15 protein-coding genes are annotated in these 15770 nt (G+C 70.2%); 5 read left to right on the plus strand and 10 right to left on the minus strand.

What is annotated here, in order from left to right; genetic code table 11:
- Nucleotides 1-370: 370 nt before the first annotated feature.
- Complete coding sequence (locus ACWTPI_RS16905) at nucleotides 371-2695, minus strand: NADP-dependent malic enzyme (RefSeq protein WP_454732214.1); 2325 nt, start codon at nucleotides 2693-2695, stop codon at nucleotides 371-373.
- A 255-nt stretch (nucleotides 2696-2950) separates the two neighbouring features.
- Here ACWTPI_RS16905 and thiL point away from each other — a divergent pair, with 255 nt between their 5' ends.
- From thiL to ACWTPI_RS16920, 3 genes are all read left to right on the plus strand, one after another.
- Complete coding sequence (gene thiL, locus ACWTPI_RS16910) at nucleotides 2951-3949, plus strand: thiamine-phosphate kinase (protein ID WP_454732215.1); 999 nt, start codon at nucleotides 2951-2953, stop codon at nucleotides 3947-3949.
- A 106-nt stretch (nucleotides 3950-4055) separates the two neighbouring features.
- A complete protein-coding gene (locus ACWTPI_RS16915) occupies nucleotides 4056-4622 on the plus strand; it encodes a phosphatidylglycerophosphatase A family protein (protein WP_020204307.1) in 567 nt (188 codons plus the stop codon).
- A gap of 48 nt (nucleotides 4623-4670) precedes the next feature.
- A complete protein-coding gene (locus tag ACWTPI_RS16920; protein ID WP_020204306.1) occupies nucleotides 4671-5168 on the plus strand; it encodes a CinA family protein in 498 nt (165 codons plus the stop codon).
- A gap of 77 nt (nucleotides 5169-5245) precedes the next feature.
- Here the strand turns inward: ACWTPI_RS16920 and pyrF are convergent, their stop codons facing one another.
- A complete protein-coding gene (pyrF, locus tag ACWTPI_RS16925; protein ID WP_020204305.1) occupies nucleotides 5246-6064 on the minus strand; it encodes an orotidine-5'-phosphate decarboxylase in 819 nt (272 codons plus the stop codon).
- 166 nt (nucleotides 6065-6230) lie between these two features.
- Here pyrF and ACWTPI_RS16930 point away from each other — a divergent pair, with 166 nt between their 5' ends.
- Nucleotides 6231-7133: a DMT family transporter gene (locus ACWTPI_RS16930; RefSeq protein ID WP_020204304.1), complete on the plus strand. Its 903-nt coding sequence runs from the start codon at nucleotides 6231-6233 to the stop codon at nucleotides 7131-7133.
- A 109-nt stretch (nucleotides 7134-7242) separates the two neighbouring features.
- Here ACWTPI_RS16930 and ACWTPI_RS16935 read toward each other — a convergent pair whose 3' ends face one another.
- The gene (locus tag ACWTPI_RS16935; RefSeq protein ID WP_155888161.1) at nucleotides 7243-7599 is read right to left on the minus strand and encodes a hypothetical protein; all 357 of its coding nucleotides are present in this window, start codon (nucleotides 7597-7599) and stop codon (nucleotides 7243-7245) included.
- Nucleotides 7600-7655: 56 nt separating this feature from the next.
- On the opposite strand from ACWTPI_RS16935, the gene corA reads away from it, so the two are divergent.
- Nucleotides 7656-8618, plus strand: a complete 963-nt coding sequence (corA, locus tag ACWTPI_RS16940) for a magnesium/cobalt transporter CorA (protein WP_020204303.1) — start codon at nucleotides 7656-7658, stop codon at nucleotides 8616-8618.
- Nucleotides 8619-8636: 18 nt separating this feature from the next.
- Here corA and mtgA read toward each other — a convergent pair whose 3' ends face one another.
- The 7 genes from mtgA to ACWTPI_RS16975 all read right to left on the minus strand — a co-directional run bounded on the left by mtgA (nucleotide 8637) and on the right by ACWTPI_RS16975 (nucleotide 15759).
- Nucleotides 8637-9401, minus strand: coding sequence for a monofunctional biosynthetic peptidoglycan transglycosylase (gene mtgA / locus ACWTPI_RS16945; RefSeq protein WP_059413503.1), 765 nt, complete (start codon nucleotides 9399-9401; stop codon nucleotides 8637-8639).
- Nucleotides 9402-9428: 27 nt separating this feature from the next.
- Nucleotides 9429-10334 carry a shikimate dehydrogenase gene (gene aroE / locus ACWTPI_RS16950; protein WP_020204301.1) on the minus strand — a complete coding sequence of 302 codons (906 nt, stop codon included), beginning with the start codon at nucleotides 10332-10334 and terminating at the stop codon, nucleotides 9429-9431.
- Complete coding sequence (locus ACWTPI_RS16955) at nucleotides 10331-11200, minus strand: energy transducer TonB (protein ID WP_454732494.1); 870 nt, start codon at nucleotides 11198-11200, stop codon at nucleotides 10331-10333. The genes aroE and ACWTPI_RS16955 overlap by 4 nt, the downstream gene beginning before the upstream one ends.
- Nucleotides 11201-11371: 171 nt before the next feature.
- Complete coding sequence (locus tag ACWTPI_RS16960) at nucleotides 11372-13516, minus strand: ribonuclease catalytic domain-containing protein (RefSeq protein WP_059413501.1); 2145 nt, start codon at nucleotides 13514-13516, stop codon at nucleotides 11372-11374.
- Nucleotides 13517-13698: 182 nt separating this feature from the next.
- On the minus strand, nucleotides 13699-14439 hold the full coding sequence (gene fabG / locus ACWTPI_RS16965; protein WP_020204298.1) for a 3-oxoacyl-ACP reductase FabG: 741 nt from the start codon (nucleotides 14437-14439) through the stop codon (nucleotides 13699-13701).
- 98 nt (nucleotides 14440-14537) lie between these two features.
- Nucleotides 14538-15131 carry a chorismate--pyruvate lyase family protein gene (locus ACWTPI_RS16970; protein WP_020204297.1) on the minus strand — a complete coding sequence of 198 codons (594 nt, stop codon included), beginning with the start codon at nucleotides 15129-15131 and terminating at the stop codon, nucleotides 14538-14540.
- A 7-nt stretch (nucleotides 15132-15138) separates the two neighbouring features.
- The gene (locus tag ACWTPI_RS16975) at nucleotides 15139-15759 is read right to left on the minus strand and encodes a YqiA/YcfP family alpha/beta fold hydrolase (protein ID WP_454732216.1); all 621 of its coding nucleotides are present in this window, start codon (nucleotides 15757-15759) and stop codon (nucleotides 15139-15141) included.
- Between the last annotated feature and the right edge of the window lie 11 nt (nucleotides 15760-15770).

Below are 15770 nucleotides of genomic sequence, written 5' to 3' on the forward strand. Positions count from 1 at the left end.
GGGAACCCACGTTGCTAGTCTTGTTTGGAGGCGCCCACAGGAAGATTCCGGCGCGGCAGCGCGATTCCCGCGCCGCCCCGCGGCTGCCTTCCTGCCTGCGCCCCGGACAGCGTGCGCGAAAAACGGTGGCATCAAAAACGGTGGCATCGTCGCGCAGGTGTACCCAACGCGCGCTTTAAGGGCATAAGGTTACGCGCATGCCGCCAAATAATCAATCCCCTGCGCCTGCTAACCGCGGAAAACTCCAATTGTTTCAAGGTGTTATTAACATGTGTGCGCGCACTTACCCTGCGCTTTGCTCCGCGCCGCGGCGCGCGCGCCAGGCATAAAAAAAGCCGGGCAAGCCCGGCTTTTCCGTGCGGCTGCCAGCTTAGCGCTTGGCAGCGGCATCGACCACCACCAGCGCCGTCATATTGACGATGCGGCGCACCGTGGCCGACGGCGTGAGGATGTGCACCGGCGCCTTGACCCCCAGCAGGATCGGCCCGATCGCCACGTTGTTGCCCGCCGCCACCTTCAGCAGGTTGTACGCGATGTTCGCCGCGTCGATGTTCGGGCACACCAGCAGGTTCGCCTCCCCGATCAGCGTGCCGTCCGGCACCAGCTGCTCGCGCAGCTTCGGGTCCAGCGCGCTGTCGCCGTGCATCTCGCCGTCCACCTCCAGCTCCGGCGCCCGTTCGCGCAGGATCGCCAGCGTGTCGCGCATCTTGCGCGCCGAAGGCGCCTCCGAGGTGCCGAAGTTCGAGTGCGACACCAGCGCCACCTTCGGCTCGATGCCGAAGCGCTTGAGCTCCTCGGCCGCCATGATGGTGATCTCCGCCAGCTGGCACGCGGTCGGATCGACGTTGACGTGCGTGTCCACCAGGAAGATCTGCCGGCCCGGCAGCACCAGCCCGTTCATCGCCGCGTACACCTCGTTGGTGCCGCCCAGCACCTGGTCGATGTAGCGCAGGTGCGCCGCCGTGGTGCTGACCGTGCCGCACACCATGCCGTCGGCCTCGCCCTTGCTGAGCAGCATCGCGCCGATCAGCGTGGTGCGCCGGCGCATCTCCAGCTTGGCGTACTGCGGCGTGATGCCCTGGCGCGCCATCATCTTGAAGTAGGTCTCGGAGTAGTCGCGGAAGCGCGGGTCGTTCTCCGGGTTGACCACGGTGAAGTCCACGCCGCCGCGCAGGCGCAGGCCGAAGCGCTCGATGCGGTGCTCGATCACCGCCGGGCGGCCGATCAGGATCGGGTTGGCCAGCTTCTCGTCGACGATCACCTGCACCGCGCGCAGCACGCGCTCTTCCTCGCCCTCGGCGAAGACGATGCGCTTCTTCTCCATGTCCACCTGGCGCGCCGCCGCGTAGATCGGCTTCATCAGCGTGCCCGAGTGGTAGACGAACTGCTGCAGCTGCAGGCGGTACGCGTCCATGTCGGCGATCGGGCGCGCGGCCACGCCGGACCGCATCGCGGCCTCGGCCACGGCCGGGGCGATCTTGACGATCAGGCGCGGGTCGAACGGCTTGGGGATCAGGTATTCGGGGCCGAACGACAGGTCCTGGATGCCGTAGGCGGTGGCGACGATGTCGCTCTGCTCCTGGCGGGCCAGTTCCGCCACGGCGTGGGCGGCGGCGACTTCCATCTCGCGCGTGATGGTGGTCGCGCCGCAGTCCAGCGCGCCGCGGAAGATGAACGGGAAGCACAGGACGTTGTTGACCTGGTTCGGGTAGTCGGTGCGGCCGGTGGCGATGACCGCGTCCGGGCGCACTTCCTTGACCAGCTCCGGCATGATTTCCGGGTTGGGGTTGGCCAGCGCCAGCACCAGCGGGCGCTCGGCCATGCGCTGCACCATGTCCTGCTTGAGCACGCCGGCGGCGGACACGCCCAGGAAGATGTCGGCGCCGTCGATGACCTCGCCCAGCTTGCGCTTGTCGGTCTTCTGCGCGAAGCGGGACTTCTCCGGGTCCATCAGTTCGGTGCGGCCCTCGTAGACCACGCCGGCCAGGTCCGTCACCCAGATGTTCTCGAGCTTCATGCCCAGGTCGAGCAGCAGGTCCAGGCAGGCCAGCGCGGCGGCGCCGGCGCCGGAGGCCACCAGCTTGACCTCGCCGATGTCCTTGCCGACCACCTTGAGGCCGTTGATGACGGCCGCGCCGACCACGATGGCGGTGCCGTGCTGGTCGTCGTGGAAGACGGGGATCTTCATGCGCTCGCGCAGCTTGCGCTCGACGTAGAAGCACTCGGGGGCCTTGATGTCCTCGAGGTTGATGCCGCCGAAGGTGGGTTCGAGCGAGGCGATGATCTCGACCAGCTTCTCGGGGTCCTTCTCGTCGATCTCGATGTCGAAGACGTCGATGCCGGCGAACTTCTTGAACAGGCCGGCCTTGCCTTCCATGACGGGCTTGGAGGCCGCCGGGCCGATGTCGCCCAGGCCCAGCACGGCGGTGCCGTTGGTGATGACGCCGACCAGGTTGCCGCGCGCGGTGTAGCGGAACGAGTTGGCCGGATCGACCACGATCTCCTCGCAGGCCGCGGCCACGCCGGGGGAGTAGGCCAGCGCCAGGTCGCGCTGGTTCGACAGCGGCTTGGTCGGCGTGACCGAGATCTTCCCGGGGGTCGGAAACTCGTGATATTCCAGGGCGGCTTTGCGCAGCGCCTCACGCTGCTGCTGCTTCAGTTCGTCTTGGGGCGTGGGCTGCTGGGGACTGGTCATCGGCGCATCTTCCGGTCGGTGGAACCGTTGTAGACGTTATGGGAAACGAAAAGGCGGGCCGGTTCCACATACCCGCGGTCTCTTCCTTCTGAACCTGACATTTTATATTGTGAAATATTATTTCACAATAAGCGTTTTGCGCGGGGCAGCTTTGCGTTTCGGTACAATATGCCGCATGCCGCCAGCGCTGACCAGCGGGGCGTAACCCGCGGCGCCGGGCGCCGCCCCGGGCGGAATCCCGCCGCCAACCGTCCCATGCCATCTTCTTCCCGCGCCGCCGGTGCGCCCGGCGCCCCGCTCTCCGAATTCGACCTGATCCGCCGCTTCTTCACCCGCCCCGCGCGCAAGGCGGTGCTCGGCGTGGGCGACGACTGCGCGCTGATCGAAGGCCGCCCCGGCCACCACCTCGCCATCAGCACCGACATGCTGGTCAGCGGCCGCCATTTCTTCCCCGACGTGGCGCCGCGCGCGCTGGGCCACAAGGCGCTGGCCGTGAACCTGTCGGACCTGGCCGCGATGGGCGCCGAGCCGCGCGCGTTCACGCTGGCGCTGGCGCTGCCCGAGGCGGACCCGGACTGGCTCGGCGAGCTGGCCGCCGGCATGCTGGCGCTGGCCGATGCCCACGGCTGCGAGCTGATCGGCGGCGACACCACGCGCGGCCCGCTCACGCTGAGCCTGACGGTGCTCGGCGACGTGCCCGCCGGCATGGCCCTGCGGCGCGATGCCGCACGCCCCGGCGACGACATCTGGATTTCCGGCACGCTCGGCGACGCGCGCCTGGCGCTAGGCGACTGCCGCGGCGAATGGCTGCTGCCCGAGCCGGACTTCACGCAGGTGCGCCCGCGCATGGACACGCCGCTGCCGCGCGTCGCGCTGGGCATGGCGCTGCGCAGCGTGGCGCATGCCGCACTCGACATCTCCGACGGCCTGCTCGGCGACCTCGGCCACATCCTCGAGCGCTCCCAGGCCGGCGCCCTGCTCGACGTCGACGCGCTGCCGCGCTCGGCCGTGCTGGCCGAGCAGCCCGAGGCGCGCCAGCGCGAATGCACGCTGGCCGGCGGCGACGACTACGAGCTGTGCTTCACCGCGCCGGCCGGCGCCCGCGAGGAAATCGCCGCCATCGGCGCGCGCCTGGGACTGCCGCTCACGCGCGTCGGCAACATCACCCCCGAGCCAGGCCTGCGCCTGGTCGACCGCGAGGGCAACCCGTGCACCTACGGCGGCAGCAGCTTCGACCACTTCGCCTCCCCCTGACAAGCGGCGCCCGGCCGTGTCATGATGCTGCCGTGCGGGGCGCCAGATCCCGCCCGGGCGCAGCCGCCCGGGACAATCCCATCCAAACCAGACGAGCCAATCCTTGATGTCCGCCTACCCGCCCGGGCCCGCCGCGCACGATCCCGCCCTGACCCTGGAAGCCGGCCAGGCCGCCAAGGTGCTGCGCCCCACCGCGCGCTTCATGCTGTCGCATCCGGCCCACCTGATCGCGCTGGGCTTCGGCTCGGGCCTGTCGCCGGCCGGCCCCGGCACGGTCGGCACGCTCTACGCCTGGCTGTCCTACCTGGTGATCTCGATGTGGGTGCGGCCGGAGGCCTGGCTGTGGATCATCGCCGGCGGCTTCCTGCTCGGGCTGTGGGCGTGCGCGCGCACCGCGCGCGACATGGGCGTGCACGACCACGGCAGCATGGTGTGGGACGAGATCGTGGCGTTCTGGCTGGTGCTGCTGTTCGTCATGCCGACCGGCTTCTGGGGCCAGCTCGCCGCCTTCCTGTGGTTCCGCCTGTTCGACATCGTCAAGCCGGCGCCGATCGGGCACCTCGACCGCACGCTCAAGGGTCCCGGCCTGCGCGGCGGCTTCGGCGTGATGTTCGACGACGTGATGGCCGCCTTCTACACGCTGCTGGTGTTCGCGCTCTGGCGCTCGCTGTAGGCCGGCCCTGCCGCTCTCCCTGCCACCCTCCCCACCGAATCCGCCATCATGTCCGTCAGCCGCTTGCTCGATCAACTCGCCATCCAGGCCGGCATCTCCCTGAACGAGAAATCGCTGCTGCTCGCCACGGCGGAATCCTGCACCGGCGGCCTGGTGGCCGCGGCAATCACTGATGTATCGGGGTCGTCGGGCTGGTTCGAGCGCGGCTTCGTCACCTACTCGAACGAAGCCAAGACCACCATGCTGGGCGTGCCGGCCAAGCTGATCCGCGACCACGGCGCGGTCAGCGAGGAAGTGGCCCACGCGATGGCCGAGGGCGCGCTGCTCAACAGCCGCGCCCAGGTCGCGCTGTCGATCACCGGCGTGGCCGGCCCCACCGGCGGCACGCCCGACAAGCCGGTCGGCATGGTCTGCTTCGGCTGGAGCAACCGCATCACCACGCGCGTGGAAACCCAGCGTTTTCGCGGCGACCGCCAGCAGATCCGCCGCCAGGCGGCCGAGCACGCCATCCGCGGCCTGCTCGAGCTGGTCCGCAACGAGTCCTGAAGCCTCCTGCGGATTTCCGAGGATTTCCGCGGATCCCCGCGGATTCCGCTGCGCCGAACCGGGCCGGCGCGCCGCCGTCAGCCCGCGCGGAAGCGGTTGATGGCCTCGCGCGTCTGCAGCGCGACGTTGCGCGCGGCCGCGGCGAAGTCCTTCTCGCGGCTGGCGTAGAGGATGGCGCGCGACGAGTTGATCATCATGCCGGTGCCGCCGGCCGTGCGCCCGGCGCGCACGGTGGCCTCGATGTCGCCGCCCTGGGCGCCGATGCCCGGGATCAGCAGCGGCATCTCGCCGACGATCTCGCGCACCCTGGCGATCTCGGCCGGGAAGGTCGCGCCCACCACCAGCGCCATCTGCCCGCTGGTGTTCCAGCGCGTGGCGGCGGCCTCGGCCACCACCTGGTAGACCGGCTTGCCGTCCACGTTCAGGAACTGCACGTCCGAGCCGCCCGGATTGGAGGTGCGGCACAGCACGATCACGCCGCGGTCGGGATAGGCCAGGTAGGGCTCGAGCGAGTCCAGGCCCATGTACGGGTTCACGGTGACGGCATCGGCCTGGTAGCGCTCGAAGGCCTCGATGGCGTACTGCTGCGCGGTCGAGCCGATGTCGCCGCGCTTGGCGTCCAGGATCACGGGGATGCCGGGATGGGCGTCGTGAATATAGGCCACCAGCTGCTCGAGCTGGTCCTCGGCGCGCTGCGCGGCGAAATACGCGATCTGCGGCTTGAAGGCGCACACCAGGTCGGCGGTGGCGTCGACGATTTCGCGGCAGAACGAGAAGATGGCGCCGCCGGCGCCCGTCATGGACAGCGGCAGCTTGGCGGGATCGGGGTCGAGCCCGACGCACAGCAGCGAGTCGTTGCGCTGCCAGGCCTCGGCCAGTTGTTCGGTGAAGTTCATGGAATGCTCGCTGGTCTGGGTCGGCCGCGGCGGAGCGGCCCGGGCGGGGCCGGGCCCGCGCTGCGTGCGGCGACGGTGGTTGCCAGCGATTTTACCCGCTGCATGCTATCTTCTGCCGTTCCTCCCCGATACAAAGAGCGGCATCGCACACAGCCGCCCGCCCGCCATGTCCCTTGACCGCCGCAGCCTCGTCCTGCTCGTCGTCCTCACCATCGCCTGGGGCGTCAACTGGCCCATCATGAAACTCGGCGTGGCGCACTTCCCGGCAATGGGATTCCGCCTGCTGTGCATGGCCGGCGGCGTGCTGGCGCTGGGCCTGGCCCTGCGCGTGCGCGGCGAGCCGCTGCGGGTGCCGCCCGGCCAGTGGCCGACGATCGTCAAGCTCGCCCTGTTCAACATGGTGGTGTGGCACCTGCTGGCGATCTGCGCGGTCAAGATGCTGTCCTCGGGCCGCGCCGCCATCCTCGGCTACACCATGCCGATCTGGGCCGTGGTGTGGGGCCTGGTGCTGTACCGCGAGCGCATCGGCGCCGCGGCCTGGGCCGGCATCGGCTGCGCGCTGGCGGGCACGGTGCTGCTGCTCTCGGGCGAACTCGCCGCGCTCACCGGCAGCCCGGCCGGCACGCTGCTGATGCTGGGCGCCGCGGCGGGCTGGGGCCTGGGCACGCAGATGATGAAGCGCAGCCGCATCGAGATGCCGGTCGGCGCGCTGACCTTCTGGATGCTGGTGGTGACGCTGCCCTTCCTGCTGGCCGGCACGCTGGCCTTCGAGAGCGGCTGGCGCCTGCCCGACGCGGTGGAATGGGGCGCCATCGCCTACAACGCGGTGGTGGTGTTCGCCTACTGCCACCTGGTGTGGTTCGTGCTGGCGCGCAGCCTGCCGCCGGTGGTGTCGAGCCTGTCGGTGATGTTCATCCCGGTGGTGGGCGTGTTCTCGGGCATGTGGATGCTGGGCGAGCAGCCGCACTGGCAGGACTACGCGGCCATCGTGCTGATGTTCGCGGCGCTGGCCTCGGTGCTGCTCGTGCCGCTGCTGCGGCGGCGCCTGCTGGCGGCCCGCGCGCGCTGAGCGCGGCACCGTTGCGCGCAGGGTGCGGCGGCGGCGCCATTCACCCATATTTCACTTAACAAGCCCCCTGCGTTGGGCTACACTCGCGGCCATCATAATCCCGGAGAAACTACGTGGGCAGTAGCATCGGGTGTTCGAGTTGCCGCGGCAAAGCCGCGACCACACCGAATGCCATGTCACTGCGGGCTGCGTAACGACGACCGCCGGAACCGGCCCAGGCCGCTTCCACCGCCTCGTCGGACTTGCCCGCAGAACCATACTGCGGGTGAGCGTTTTTCCGTGTCCCTTGCCGGCGCACCGCCAGTGCGCGCCGCTTCGTTCCGGATCTTCCCTCCCCCGGCTTGCCAGCCATGAACGGCAAACGCCATCGCCTTGCGCGCGCTTTCTCGCCGGCGCGCAGCGCGATCACGCTTGCCAGCGGCTTCCCGCCCTTGCGCCACGCGGCCAGGGACGGGTTCGCTTCCATGCCCGGCAAGCCGCGCCTGCGCGTTTCTTCGCCAAACGCAACAAGGAAGCCCTGGGATGATCAACCTGTTCGTCCTGCAGAAAGGCCGGCTCGCACAGGAGCAGGTCGATGACCGCAATGAACTGCTGCAGCACAAGCCGATCTGGATCGACGTCATCAGCCCCGACGACGAAGAACTCGCCTGGATCAAGGAAGCCTACGGCGTAGCCCTGCCCGAGCTCGAGGACCTGGGCGACCTGGAAGCCTCGGCCCGCTACTTCGAGGGCGAGGACGAGAACATCCACATCCGCACCGACTTCCTGCTCGACGAGGAAGACATCTCGCGCAACGTGCGCGTGGCCTTCGTGCTCGCGCGCGACGTGCTGTTCTCCATCCACGACGAAGACCTGCCGGTGTTCCGCCTGGTGCGCCTGCGCGCGCGCGTGCGGCCCGGCTCGGTGCGCAACGCCAAGGACGTGCTGATGGACCTGTACGCCACCGACGCGGAATACTCGGCGGACTCCATCGAGGAAGTCTACGAGCGGCTGGAAGAGGCCAGCAAGCGCGTGCTGGCCGAGAACGTGACCGACGCCGCCGCGGCCGACGTGCTGGAAACCATCGCCCGCGAGGAAGACCTGAACGGCCGCATCCGCCGCAACGTCATGGACACGCGCCGCGCGGTCTCGTTCCTGATGCGCAGCCAGCTGCTGTCGGCCGAGCAGCAGGACGAGGCGCGCCAGATCCTGCGCGACATCGACTCGATCGAGAACCACACCGCGTTCCTGTTCGACAAGATCAACTTCCTGATGGACGCCACGGTCGGCTTCATCAACATCAACCAGAACAAGATCATCAAGCTGTTCTCGGTGGTGTCGGTGGCGCTGATGCCGCCCACGCTGATCGCCAGCATCTACGGCATGAACTTCAAGCTGATGCCGGAGCTGGACTGGGCCGCGGGCTATCCGTGGGCGATCGCGCTGATGGCGGTGTCGGCGGCGGTGCCGCTGATCTACTTCCGCCGCAAGGGCTGGCTGAGCTGAGCGGACCCGGGGCGCCGCTCAATCCGGCAGCGTGGCCGCACCCATGCGGCGCGCGATGATGCCGGCCTTGACCTTGAAGTTGACGCGCACGCTGGCGCAGTACGGCTTCTTGTCGAAGCACTTCGGCGCCGGCAGCGCCGCGGCCAGGCGCGCCGCCTGGCCCACGTTGAGCTTCGCCGCGCTGGTCTTGAAGTAGTGCTGGGCGGCGGCCTCGGCGCCGAACACGCCCTCGCCCCACTCCACCGAGTTCAGGTAGATCTCGAAGATGCGCTGCTTGTCGAGCCAGAACTCCAGCATCCACGTGATGGCCAGCTCCTGCCCCTTACGCAGGTAGTGCTGCTCGGGCGAGAGGAACAGGTTCTTGGCCAGCTGCTGGGTGATGGTGGAGCCGCCGCGCACGATGTGGCCGCGCTTCTTGTTGCGCTCCCAGGCATCGAGCATGGCGTCGAGCTCGTAGCCGGGATGGTTGACGAAGTCGGCGTCCTCGCTGGCGATCACCGCGCGCTTGAGGTTGCGCGAGATGTCGTCGTAGCCGACCCAGCGCCGGTCCACCTGGCAGTTCCAGACGTTGAAGCCGCACAACCGCCAGCGCTCGGCGCGCATGAACGCGGTGGAAGACGGGTTCACGTATTGCCACGCGGCGATCTGCAGGAAGAAATACACCTGCATGGCCAGCACGCCGGCCACCGCGACGCCGATCAGGTAGGCCAGCCAGCGCAGCGCGCCGGGGCCGCGCGCGGACGTGGCGGCGGCGGAGCGGGCGGTGCGCCTGCGTTCTGCCATGACGGATGCGCGCGGCCGGCCGGTCGCTCAGCGGGCTGGCTTGCCCGCCGGCTCCGCCTGCAGCTCGGCGCGCAGTTGCGCCAGCACCGGCGCGGTGGCGGGCCGCACGCCGCGCCAGTTGTAGAAGGCCTCGGCGGCCTGCTCGACCAGCATGCCCAGCCCGTCGCTGGTGCGCGCGCCGCTTTGCGCGGCGAACTTCAGGAACACGGTCGGCTCGGCGCCGTACATCATGTCGTAGGCCAGCACGTCCTTGCCCAGCAGTTCGGCCGGCAGCGGCGGCAGTTCGCCCTGCAGGCTGCTGCTGGTGGCGTTGATGACCACGTCGCAGGCGTCGTCGCCGGTCAGCGCGGCGAGCGCGTCGAAGCCGCCGCCCCACAGTTCCACGCCGTATTCGTCGGCCTGCTGCGCCACGTCCTCGAGGATGAAGCTGGCGCGCTCGGCGGTGCGGTTGGCCACCACGATCCGGTCGGGGCGGCACATCACCAGCGGCAGCATCGCGCCCCTGGCTGCGCCGCCGGCGCCGAGCAGCAGGATGCGGCGTCCTTCGAGCAGCGTGTCGAGGTTGATCTCGATGTCGCGCACGAGGCCGATGCCGTCGGTGTTGTCGCCGTGGATCAGGCCGTCCTCGATCCACATGGTGTTGACCGCGCCGGCGCTCTCGGCGCGCGGCGTGAGGCGGTCGGCCAGGTCGTAGGCCTCGAGCTTGAACGGCACGGTCACGTTCAGGCCGTGGCCGCCGCCGGCGAAGAACGCGCGCACGGTGTCGGCAAACCCGTCCAGCGGCGCCAGCAGGCGCTCATAGGAAACGGCCTCGCCGGTCTGCCGCGCGAAGGCGGCGTGGATGGCGGGCGAGCGGCTGTGCGCGATCGGGTTGCCGACCACCACGTAGCGGTCGGCGGTGGCGGGGGTCTGCGTGGTTTCTGTTGACATCATCTGGCCTGTAGGCGGGTTTCCAGGCCGCTGCGCGAAAACCTGAAGGTGGAGATCACTTCGAGAATATCCTGGCGCGCCTGCATCTGCGGCGTGAAGCCGCCGAACGGCGCGGCCGCGCGCACGATCGCCACCGCCTGGCGGTCCAGCGCCGGGTCGCCCGAGCTCTTGACCACGTCGATGGCGTCGACGTTGTAGCCGTCGCGGTTATAGCCGAGCCGGCCCTGGCGGTTGACGTTGATCACCAGGATCAGCTGGCCGTACAGCGGCTTGCCGTTGCGCTGGGGAAAATCGGCGGTGCCGCGCGCCTCGATCTTCTGGCGCAGGCGGTCGTAGTACTGCGCGTACTCGACTTCCTGCGCGCTGGTGGCGGTGAGCTGGAAGCGCTTGGGCCGCTTGGCGTACTGCTCCAGGCTGCGCCCGATCTCGGCTTCGAGCTTGGCCATCTCGTCGAGCGAGGTGCGCTCGTCCTGGCCGCGCAGCGGCATCTCGGTGCGCAGCTGGCCGGGCTTGAGCGGCTGGCTGCTGACCGCCGGCGCGGCTTCGCGCGCCTGCGTCATGAGCCGCTGCTGCTCCTGCTCGAGCTGCTCCACGCGGCGCTGCATCTGGCGCACCAGGTCGCCGTCCTTGGTGGCGGTCTGGGCCGGCAGCGGCGTGGTGGCGCGCTGCCGGTCCTGCTCGCCGCCGCCGTCGAGATTGGCCTGCGCCAGCACGGTCGGGTTCTGCGGGCGCTGCGCGGACTTGGAGTTGACCAGCACCACGTCGAGCGCGGCATCGGTGCGCTTGATCTCGAAGGCCTCGGGCGCGACCACGCGCACCGTGAGCAGCAGCGCGTGGGCCAGCACCGACACGGCCAGCGCCTTGCTCATCGTGCTGCTGGCATTCCACCACTGGCGGGGAGAAAAGGCGGCTTTCACGATGGCTGGCGTGGTTGCTGGCGTAGAGGGATCGGGGCGGCGGCGGGACCGGGCACGTGCCTGTCGGACCCGGCCCGGTTCAGACTGCGATTGTAAGGGAGCGCCCCGTTTTTTCCGAGGGCGTCAGGCGCCGCCGCCGGCGCCGGTGTCGCGTGCGCCCGACGAAGCGTCGCCGGCGTCGCCCGGCGCGCCGGCGGCATCGGCGGCGTCGCCGTCCTGCGCCGGTGCCTCCACGGCAGCGCCGTCCGCGCCGCCCTCGGCAGCCGCCTGCGCGGCCTCCTCGGCGGCGGCTTCGGCGGCGGCCTCGGCCGACACCTCGGCGGCCTCGTCGTCGCCTTCCAGTTCTTCCGAGGGCAGCTCGCCCTCGCCGGCGAACACTTCCAGCACGCGGCACGACACCTCGAGCGAGATCTCGTCGGTGGCGCCGATCTCCAGCAGCACCTGGGTGCCGCGCGCGGCCTGGGCCAGCTCGGGCACGCGCGTGACCAGCGGGATCTCGGCAAAGCGCACCGCGCCTTCCTTGAGCACCGAGGCCATCATGCGCTCGCGCTTTTCCTGGGCCAGCCAGCGCAGGCACCAGTAGCGCTCCATCGTGGACTGGTGGTCGGCGTAGGCCGCGTAGGTGCCTTCGAAGTCGGCCACGGCGGCCAGCAGGTCGGCGTCCTTGGGCTTGAACGGCGCCACCAGCTTGGCGGTGACGCCGTGCTGGGCCACCGCCAGGATCTGCCACTGGTTGACCAGGTCGACGTAGCGGCGCAGCGGCGAGGTGCTCCACGCATATTGCGCCACGCCCAGCCCCTCGTGCGGCGCCGGGTAGGTCTGCATGCGGGTGCGGTGCATGCCCCAGGCCTTCTGCGTGCGGTAGATGCCCGGCACGCCGTGGTCGGCCAGCAGCTTGCCCCAGGTGCTGTTGGCCAGGATCATCAGCTCGGCCACGATCTTGTCCAGCGGCGAGCCGCGCCGGCGCTGCTCGATGCGCACGCGCTCGCCGCCGTCCGGCAGCGCGTCGAGGTAGAAGTTGTAGTCCGCGCGGTTGTGCGATTCCGGGCGCAGGCCGCTGGCCAGGCGCGCCTTCTGGCGCTCGTCGTGCAGCCAGCCGGCGAAATGCCAGAGCTGGGTCAGCTCGGGGCGGAACGGATAGTCGCCGGTGCCGGCAGCCAGCGCGGCCTCGGTCACTACGTCATCGAGCAGGTTGTGGCGCAGGTTGGCGGCGATCATGACCATCTCGGCGCGGGTCTCGCTGCCGAGGATCATCTGCAGGGCCGGGTCGTAGTCGACGTAGAGCGACAGCGCCGGGCATTCGCGCCCTTCCTGCAGCGTGTAGCGCTCCACCACGGCGTCGGGCAGCATGGTGATCTTGTCGCCGGGGAAATAGACCGTGGACAGGCGCTGGCGCGCCACCGCGTCGAGCGGCTCGCCGCGGCGGATGCCCAGGCCCGGCGCGGCGATGTGCACGCCGACGCGGATCTTGCCGCCGTCCAGCGGCGTGACCGACAGCGCGTCGTCGATCTCGGTGGTGGTGACGTCGTCGATCGAGAACGCCTGCACCGCCGCGCGCGGCAGCTCGCCGGCCGGCTCGGGCACGGCCACCTCGGGAAAGCCGGTGCCCTTGGGGAAGCATTCGGAGAGGAACTTGGCCTCGTGCAGCGCGCGCGGGCTGGCGATGCCGCCCACCGCCACCATCAGCCGCATCGGCGACATGCCCAGCGCGGTGCAGGCGGCGTCCATCGCCTTGTATTCGAGGCTGTTCTTGTCGGGCTTGAACAGCAGTTGCAGCGCCTTGCCGCGGAACGCATCGGGCAGCGCCAGCGCCTTGAGCTGGGCTTCGTACTCGGCCTGCACCTGGGCCTGCTGCTTCTTGCGCTCGAGCGCGGCCAGCGCGGCCTTCAACTGGTCTTCCGGCGCGCGCTGGTAGCGGCCCCGCCCCTTGCGGCGGAAATAGACCGGGTTGCCGTGCAGCGCCTGCGCCAGCGCGGCCTGCTGCACCACGCCCGCGCCCGCGCCGTAGTATTCGGCGGCCAGGTCGGCAAAGCCGAACTCTTCCTCGGCCGCGCATTCCCACAGGAAGTCCAGGTCGATCTCGCCGACCAGCTCGGCGGTCTGGCGCACCAGCTCGATCGCCGAGGGCTGCGCAAACTGCAGCAGCACGTCGCGCGACTTGACCTTGGTGCGCTTGCCCGCGGGCAATTCCACCTGGTAGGCCTCGCCCTGCTGGGTCAGCACGGTGCCGGCGCGAATCTCGCCGCCTTCTTCGAACAGCAACTGCATGGATCGGTACTTTCAGAAATGCCGGGAGCCGCCCGGCGAAGCCGGCGCCTGGCGTCGGGCAACGCCGCTCGGAACGGCCCGGTGAGAGAAATGAAGCAAGGAGCCGCCTTCAGGCGAGGCGGCGACCGGACCCGAGATGATACCGCACCGCGCCGGCCGCCAGCCGGGCGCGGCCCGCCGTGCTACAGCGACATGCCGCCGCTGGCCTCGATCGCCACGCCGTTGACGTAGCTGGCGTCGTCGCTGGCGAGGAAGGCGTAGATGCTGGCGATCTCGGCCGGCTCGGCCAGGCGGCGCAGCCAGCACGCGGACTTCATGCCGTCGAGCACCTTCTCCGGCACGGTGCGCAGGATGTCGGTGGCGACGAAGCCCGGGCACACCGCGTTGACGCGCACGCCCTTGGGGCCCAGCTCGCGCGCCCAGGTCTTGGTGAAGCCGATCACGCCGAACTTGGTGGCGGCGTAGTTGGTCTGGCCGAAGTTGCCGTACAGGCCGACCACGCTGGATGCATTGAGAATCACGCCGCGGCCCTGCTCGACCATGATCTCGGCCACCGCCTGCGCGCAGTTGAACACGCCCTTGAGGTTGACGTCGATCACGGCGTCGAACTGGGCCTCGCTCATCTTGACCAGGCGCGCGTCCTTGGTGATGCCGGCGTTGTTGATCAGGATGTCGATGCGGCCGTGCGCGGCCAGCGTGGCGGCCACGGCGGCGTCGACTTCGTCGCGGTGCGTCACGTCGACCTTGAAGGCCAGCGCGGTGGCGCCGGTCTGCGCGATCTGCGCCGCGGCGGCGTGCACGCGCTCTTCCTGCACGTCGCACAGCACCACGATCGCGCCTTCGGCGGCGAAGCGCTGCGCGGTGGCAAAGCCGATGCCGGCAGCCGCGCCGGTAATGATGGCAACCCGTCCCTGCAATTTCATGATGTCGGTCCCTAGTTCCTGGTGGCGTTGGTGGTGGTGGGGGCGCGGTTGGTGTTGGTAGGTTTACCTGTGTTCGTGTCGATGTCGTGACCGTGGCTTCACTGGCCGCCGGCGAGCTCCGGCGCGCGGCGCGCGCGCAGGTCGGGCAGGAAGACCTCGGTCACGAGCATGGCGCCGCCGCCGCGGCGGAACAGCGAGCGGCGTGCCGGCAGCGTCACGTTGGGGGCCAGTTCGCGCATGGCCGGCACGGCCAGCGCCAGGCGCCGGCGCAGCGGGTGGTGCGCCGGCAGGCGGGCAAACGCGAACGGCTCGCGCCGCACGCGCGGATCGACGAACAGCGCGCCGCCGAGCGGGCGCTCGCCCAGGCCGCGCAGGAAGGGCCAGTCGCGCCGGGCGTGCGCGGCCACCACCACGGTGTGGGCGAAGATGGCCGGCGTGCCGTCGCACACCAGCAGCACCTCGCGCGCCAGCGCGCGGCGGCGCGCCGGCAGCCCCAGCGCCTGCCATTCGTCGGCCAGCGCCACTTCCATGCGCTGCGCCAGGCGGCGCACGCGAAAGCGCGCCGAGGCGGCCACCAGCCGGGCGGTCAGCGAGCCCTCGCCGCACACCCAGCGCCGCAGGTTGGCGCCGATGGCGCGGTCCTCGGGCAAATGGGCGTGCCAGGCGCCGCGGCGCAGGTGCGCCGCCTTCATGCCGCGCTCATGCCGGCATCTCCGGCCCGTCCTGCGGCACCGGGCCGCCGGGGCCATAGCCGCAGAAAGCCAGCACTTCGTCGACATAGTCGGCGAATTCGCTGATGCCGTGGTCGCTGCCCTCGATCACGCGCGTGCGCGCGCCGGGAAACGCCGCCAGCATCTCGCGGTGGTCGAGCACCTCGTCGCCGGTCGCGGCCAGCAGGAAATAGCGCTCGGGCCGCGTGATCGTCTCGACGCGCAGGGCCAGCAGTTCGTCCAGATGATGGCGCTCCACGCGCACCGAGCCGCCGCCGTGCCACAGCGGCTGGTCGCCCAGGTAGCGCTCGAGGTCGGTCCACGGATGCACGGCCGGGTTGAGCAGCACCGCGCGGCAGCCGTGGCGCTCGGCCAGCCAGCGCGCGTAGAAGCCGCCCAGCGACGAGCCGATGATGGCCAGCGGCTGCGCGCCGCCGGCCTGCGAGGCGGCGATGGCGGCCTCCGCCTGGGCGATGGCCGCCGCCGGCGACACGTTCAGCACCGGACAGGCGTAGTAGCGCGCGGCGCCCCAGGCGCGCATGCGCTCCTGCACCATGCGCGCCTTGAACGACTGCGGCGAGGAACGGAAACCATGCAGGTACAGCAGCATGCCGCGCCCCG

This window comes from Cupriavidus ulmosensis, from assembly GCF_977008105.1.

What these genes read in the sequence shown, in the direction of transcription:
- corA (WP_020204303.1), top strand. Translation starts at nt 7,656, where the DNA reads ATGATCAACCTGTTCGTCCTGCAGAAAGGCCGGCTCGCACAGGAGCAG.
- ACWTPI_RS16930 (WP_020204304.1), top strand. Translation starts at nt 6,231, where the DNA reads ATGTCCCTTGACCGCCGCAGCCTCGTCCTGCTCGTCGTCCTCACCATC.
- pyrF (WP_020204305.1), bottom strand. Translation starts at nt 6,064, where the DNA reads ATGAACTTCACCGAACAACTGGCCGAGGCCTGGCAGCGCAACGACTCG.
- fabG (WP_020204298.1), bottom strand. Translation starts at nt 14,439, where the DNA reads ATGAAATTGCAGGGACGGGTTGCCATCATTACCGGCGCGGCTGCCGGC.
- ACWTPI_RS16960 (WP_059413501.1), bottom strand. Translation starts at nt 13,516, where the DNA reads ATGCAGTTGCTGTTCGAAGAAGGCGGCGAGATTCGCGCCGGCACCGTG.
- ACWTPI_RS16935 (WP_155888161.1), bottom strand. Translation starts at nt 7,599, where the DNA reads ATGGAAGCGAACCCGTCCCTGGCCGCGTGGCGCAAGGGCGGGAAGCCG.
- ACWTPI_RS16975 (WP_454732216.1), bottom strand. Translation starts at nt 15,759, where the DNA reads ATGCTGCTGTACCTGCATGGTTTCCGTTCCTCGCCGCAGTCGTTCAAG.
- ACWTPI_RS16955 (WP_454732494.1), bottom strand. Translation starts at nt 11,200, where the DNA reads ATGAGCAAGGCGCTGGCCGTGTCGGTGCTGGCCCACGCGCTGCTGCTC.
- ACWTPI_RS16970 (WP_020204297.1), bottom strand. Translation starts at nt 15,131, where the DNA reads ATGAAGGCGGCGCACCTGCGCCGCGGCGCCTGGCACGCCCATTTGCCC.
- ACWTPI_RS16920 (WP_020204306.1), top strand. Translation starts at nt 4,671, where the DNA reads ATGTCCGTCAGCCGCTTGCTCGATCAACTCGCCATCCAGGCCGGCATC.
- thiL (WP_454732215.1), top strand. Translation starts at nt 2,951, where the DNA reads ATGCCATCTTCTTCCCGCGCCGCCGGTGCGCCCGGCGCCCCGCTCTCC.
- ACWTPI_RS16905 (WP_454732214.1), bottom strand. Translation starts at nt 2,695, where the DNA reads ATGACCAGTCCCCAGCAGCCCACGCCCCAAGACGAACTGAAGCAGCAG.
- mtgA (WP_059413503.1), bottom strand. Translation starts at nt 9,401, where the DNA reads ATGGCAGAACGCAGGCGCACCGCCCGCTCCGCCGCCGCCACGTCCGCG.
- ACWTPI_RS16915 (WP_020204307.1), top strand. Translation starts at nt 4,056, where the DNA reads ATGTCCGCCTACCCGCCCGGGCCCGCCGCGCACGATCCCGCCCTGACC.
- aroE (WP_020204301.1), bottom strand. Translation starts at nt 10,334, where the DNA reads ATGATGTCAACAGAAACCACGCAGACCCCCGCCACCGCCGACCGCTAC.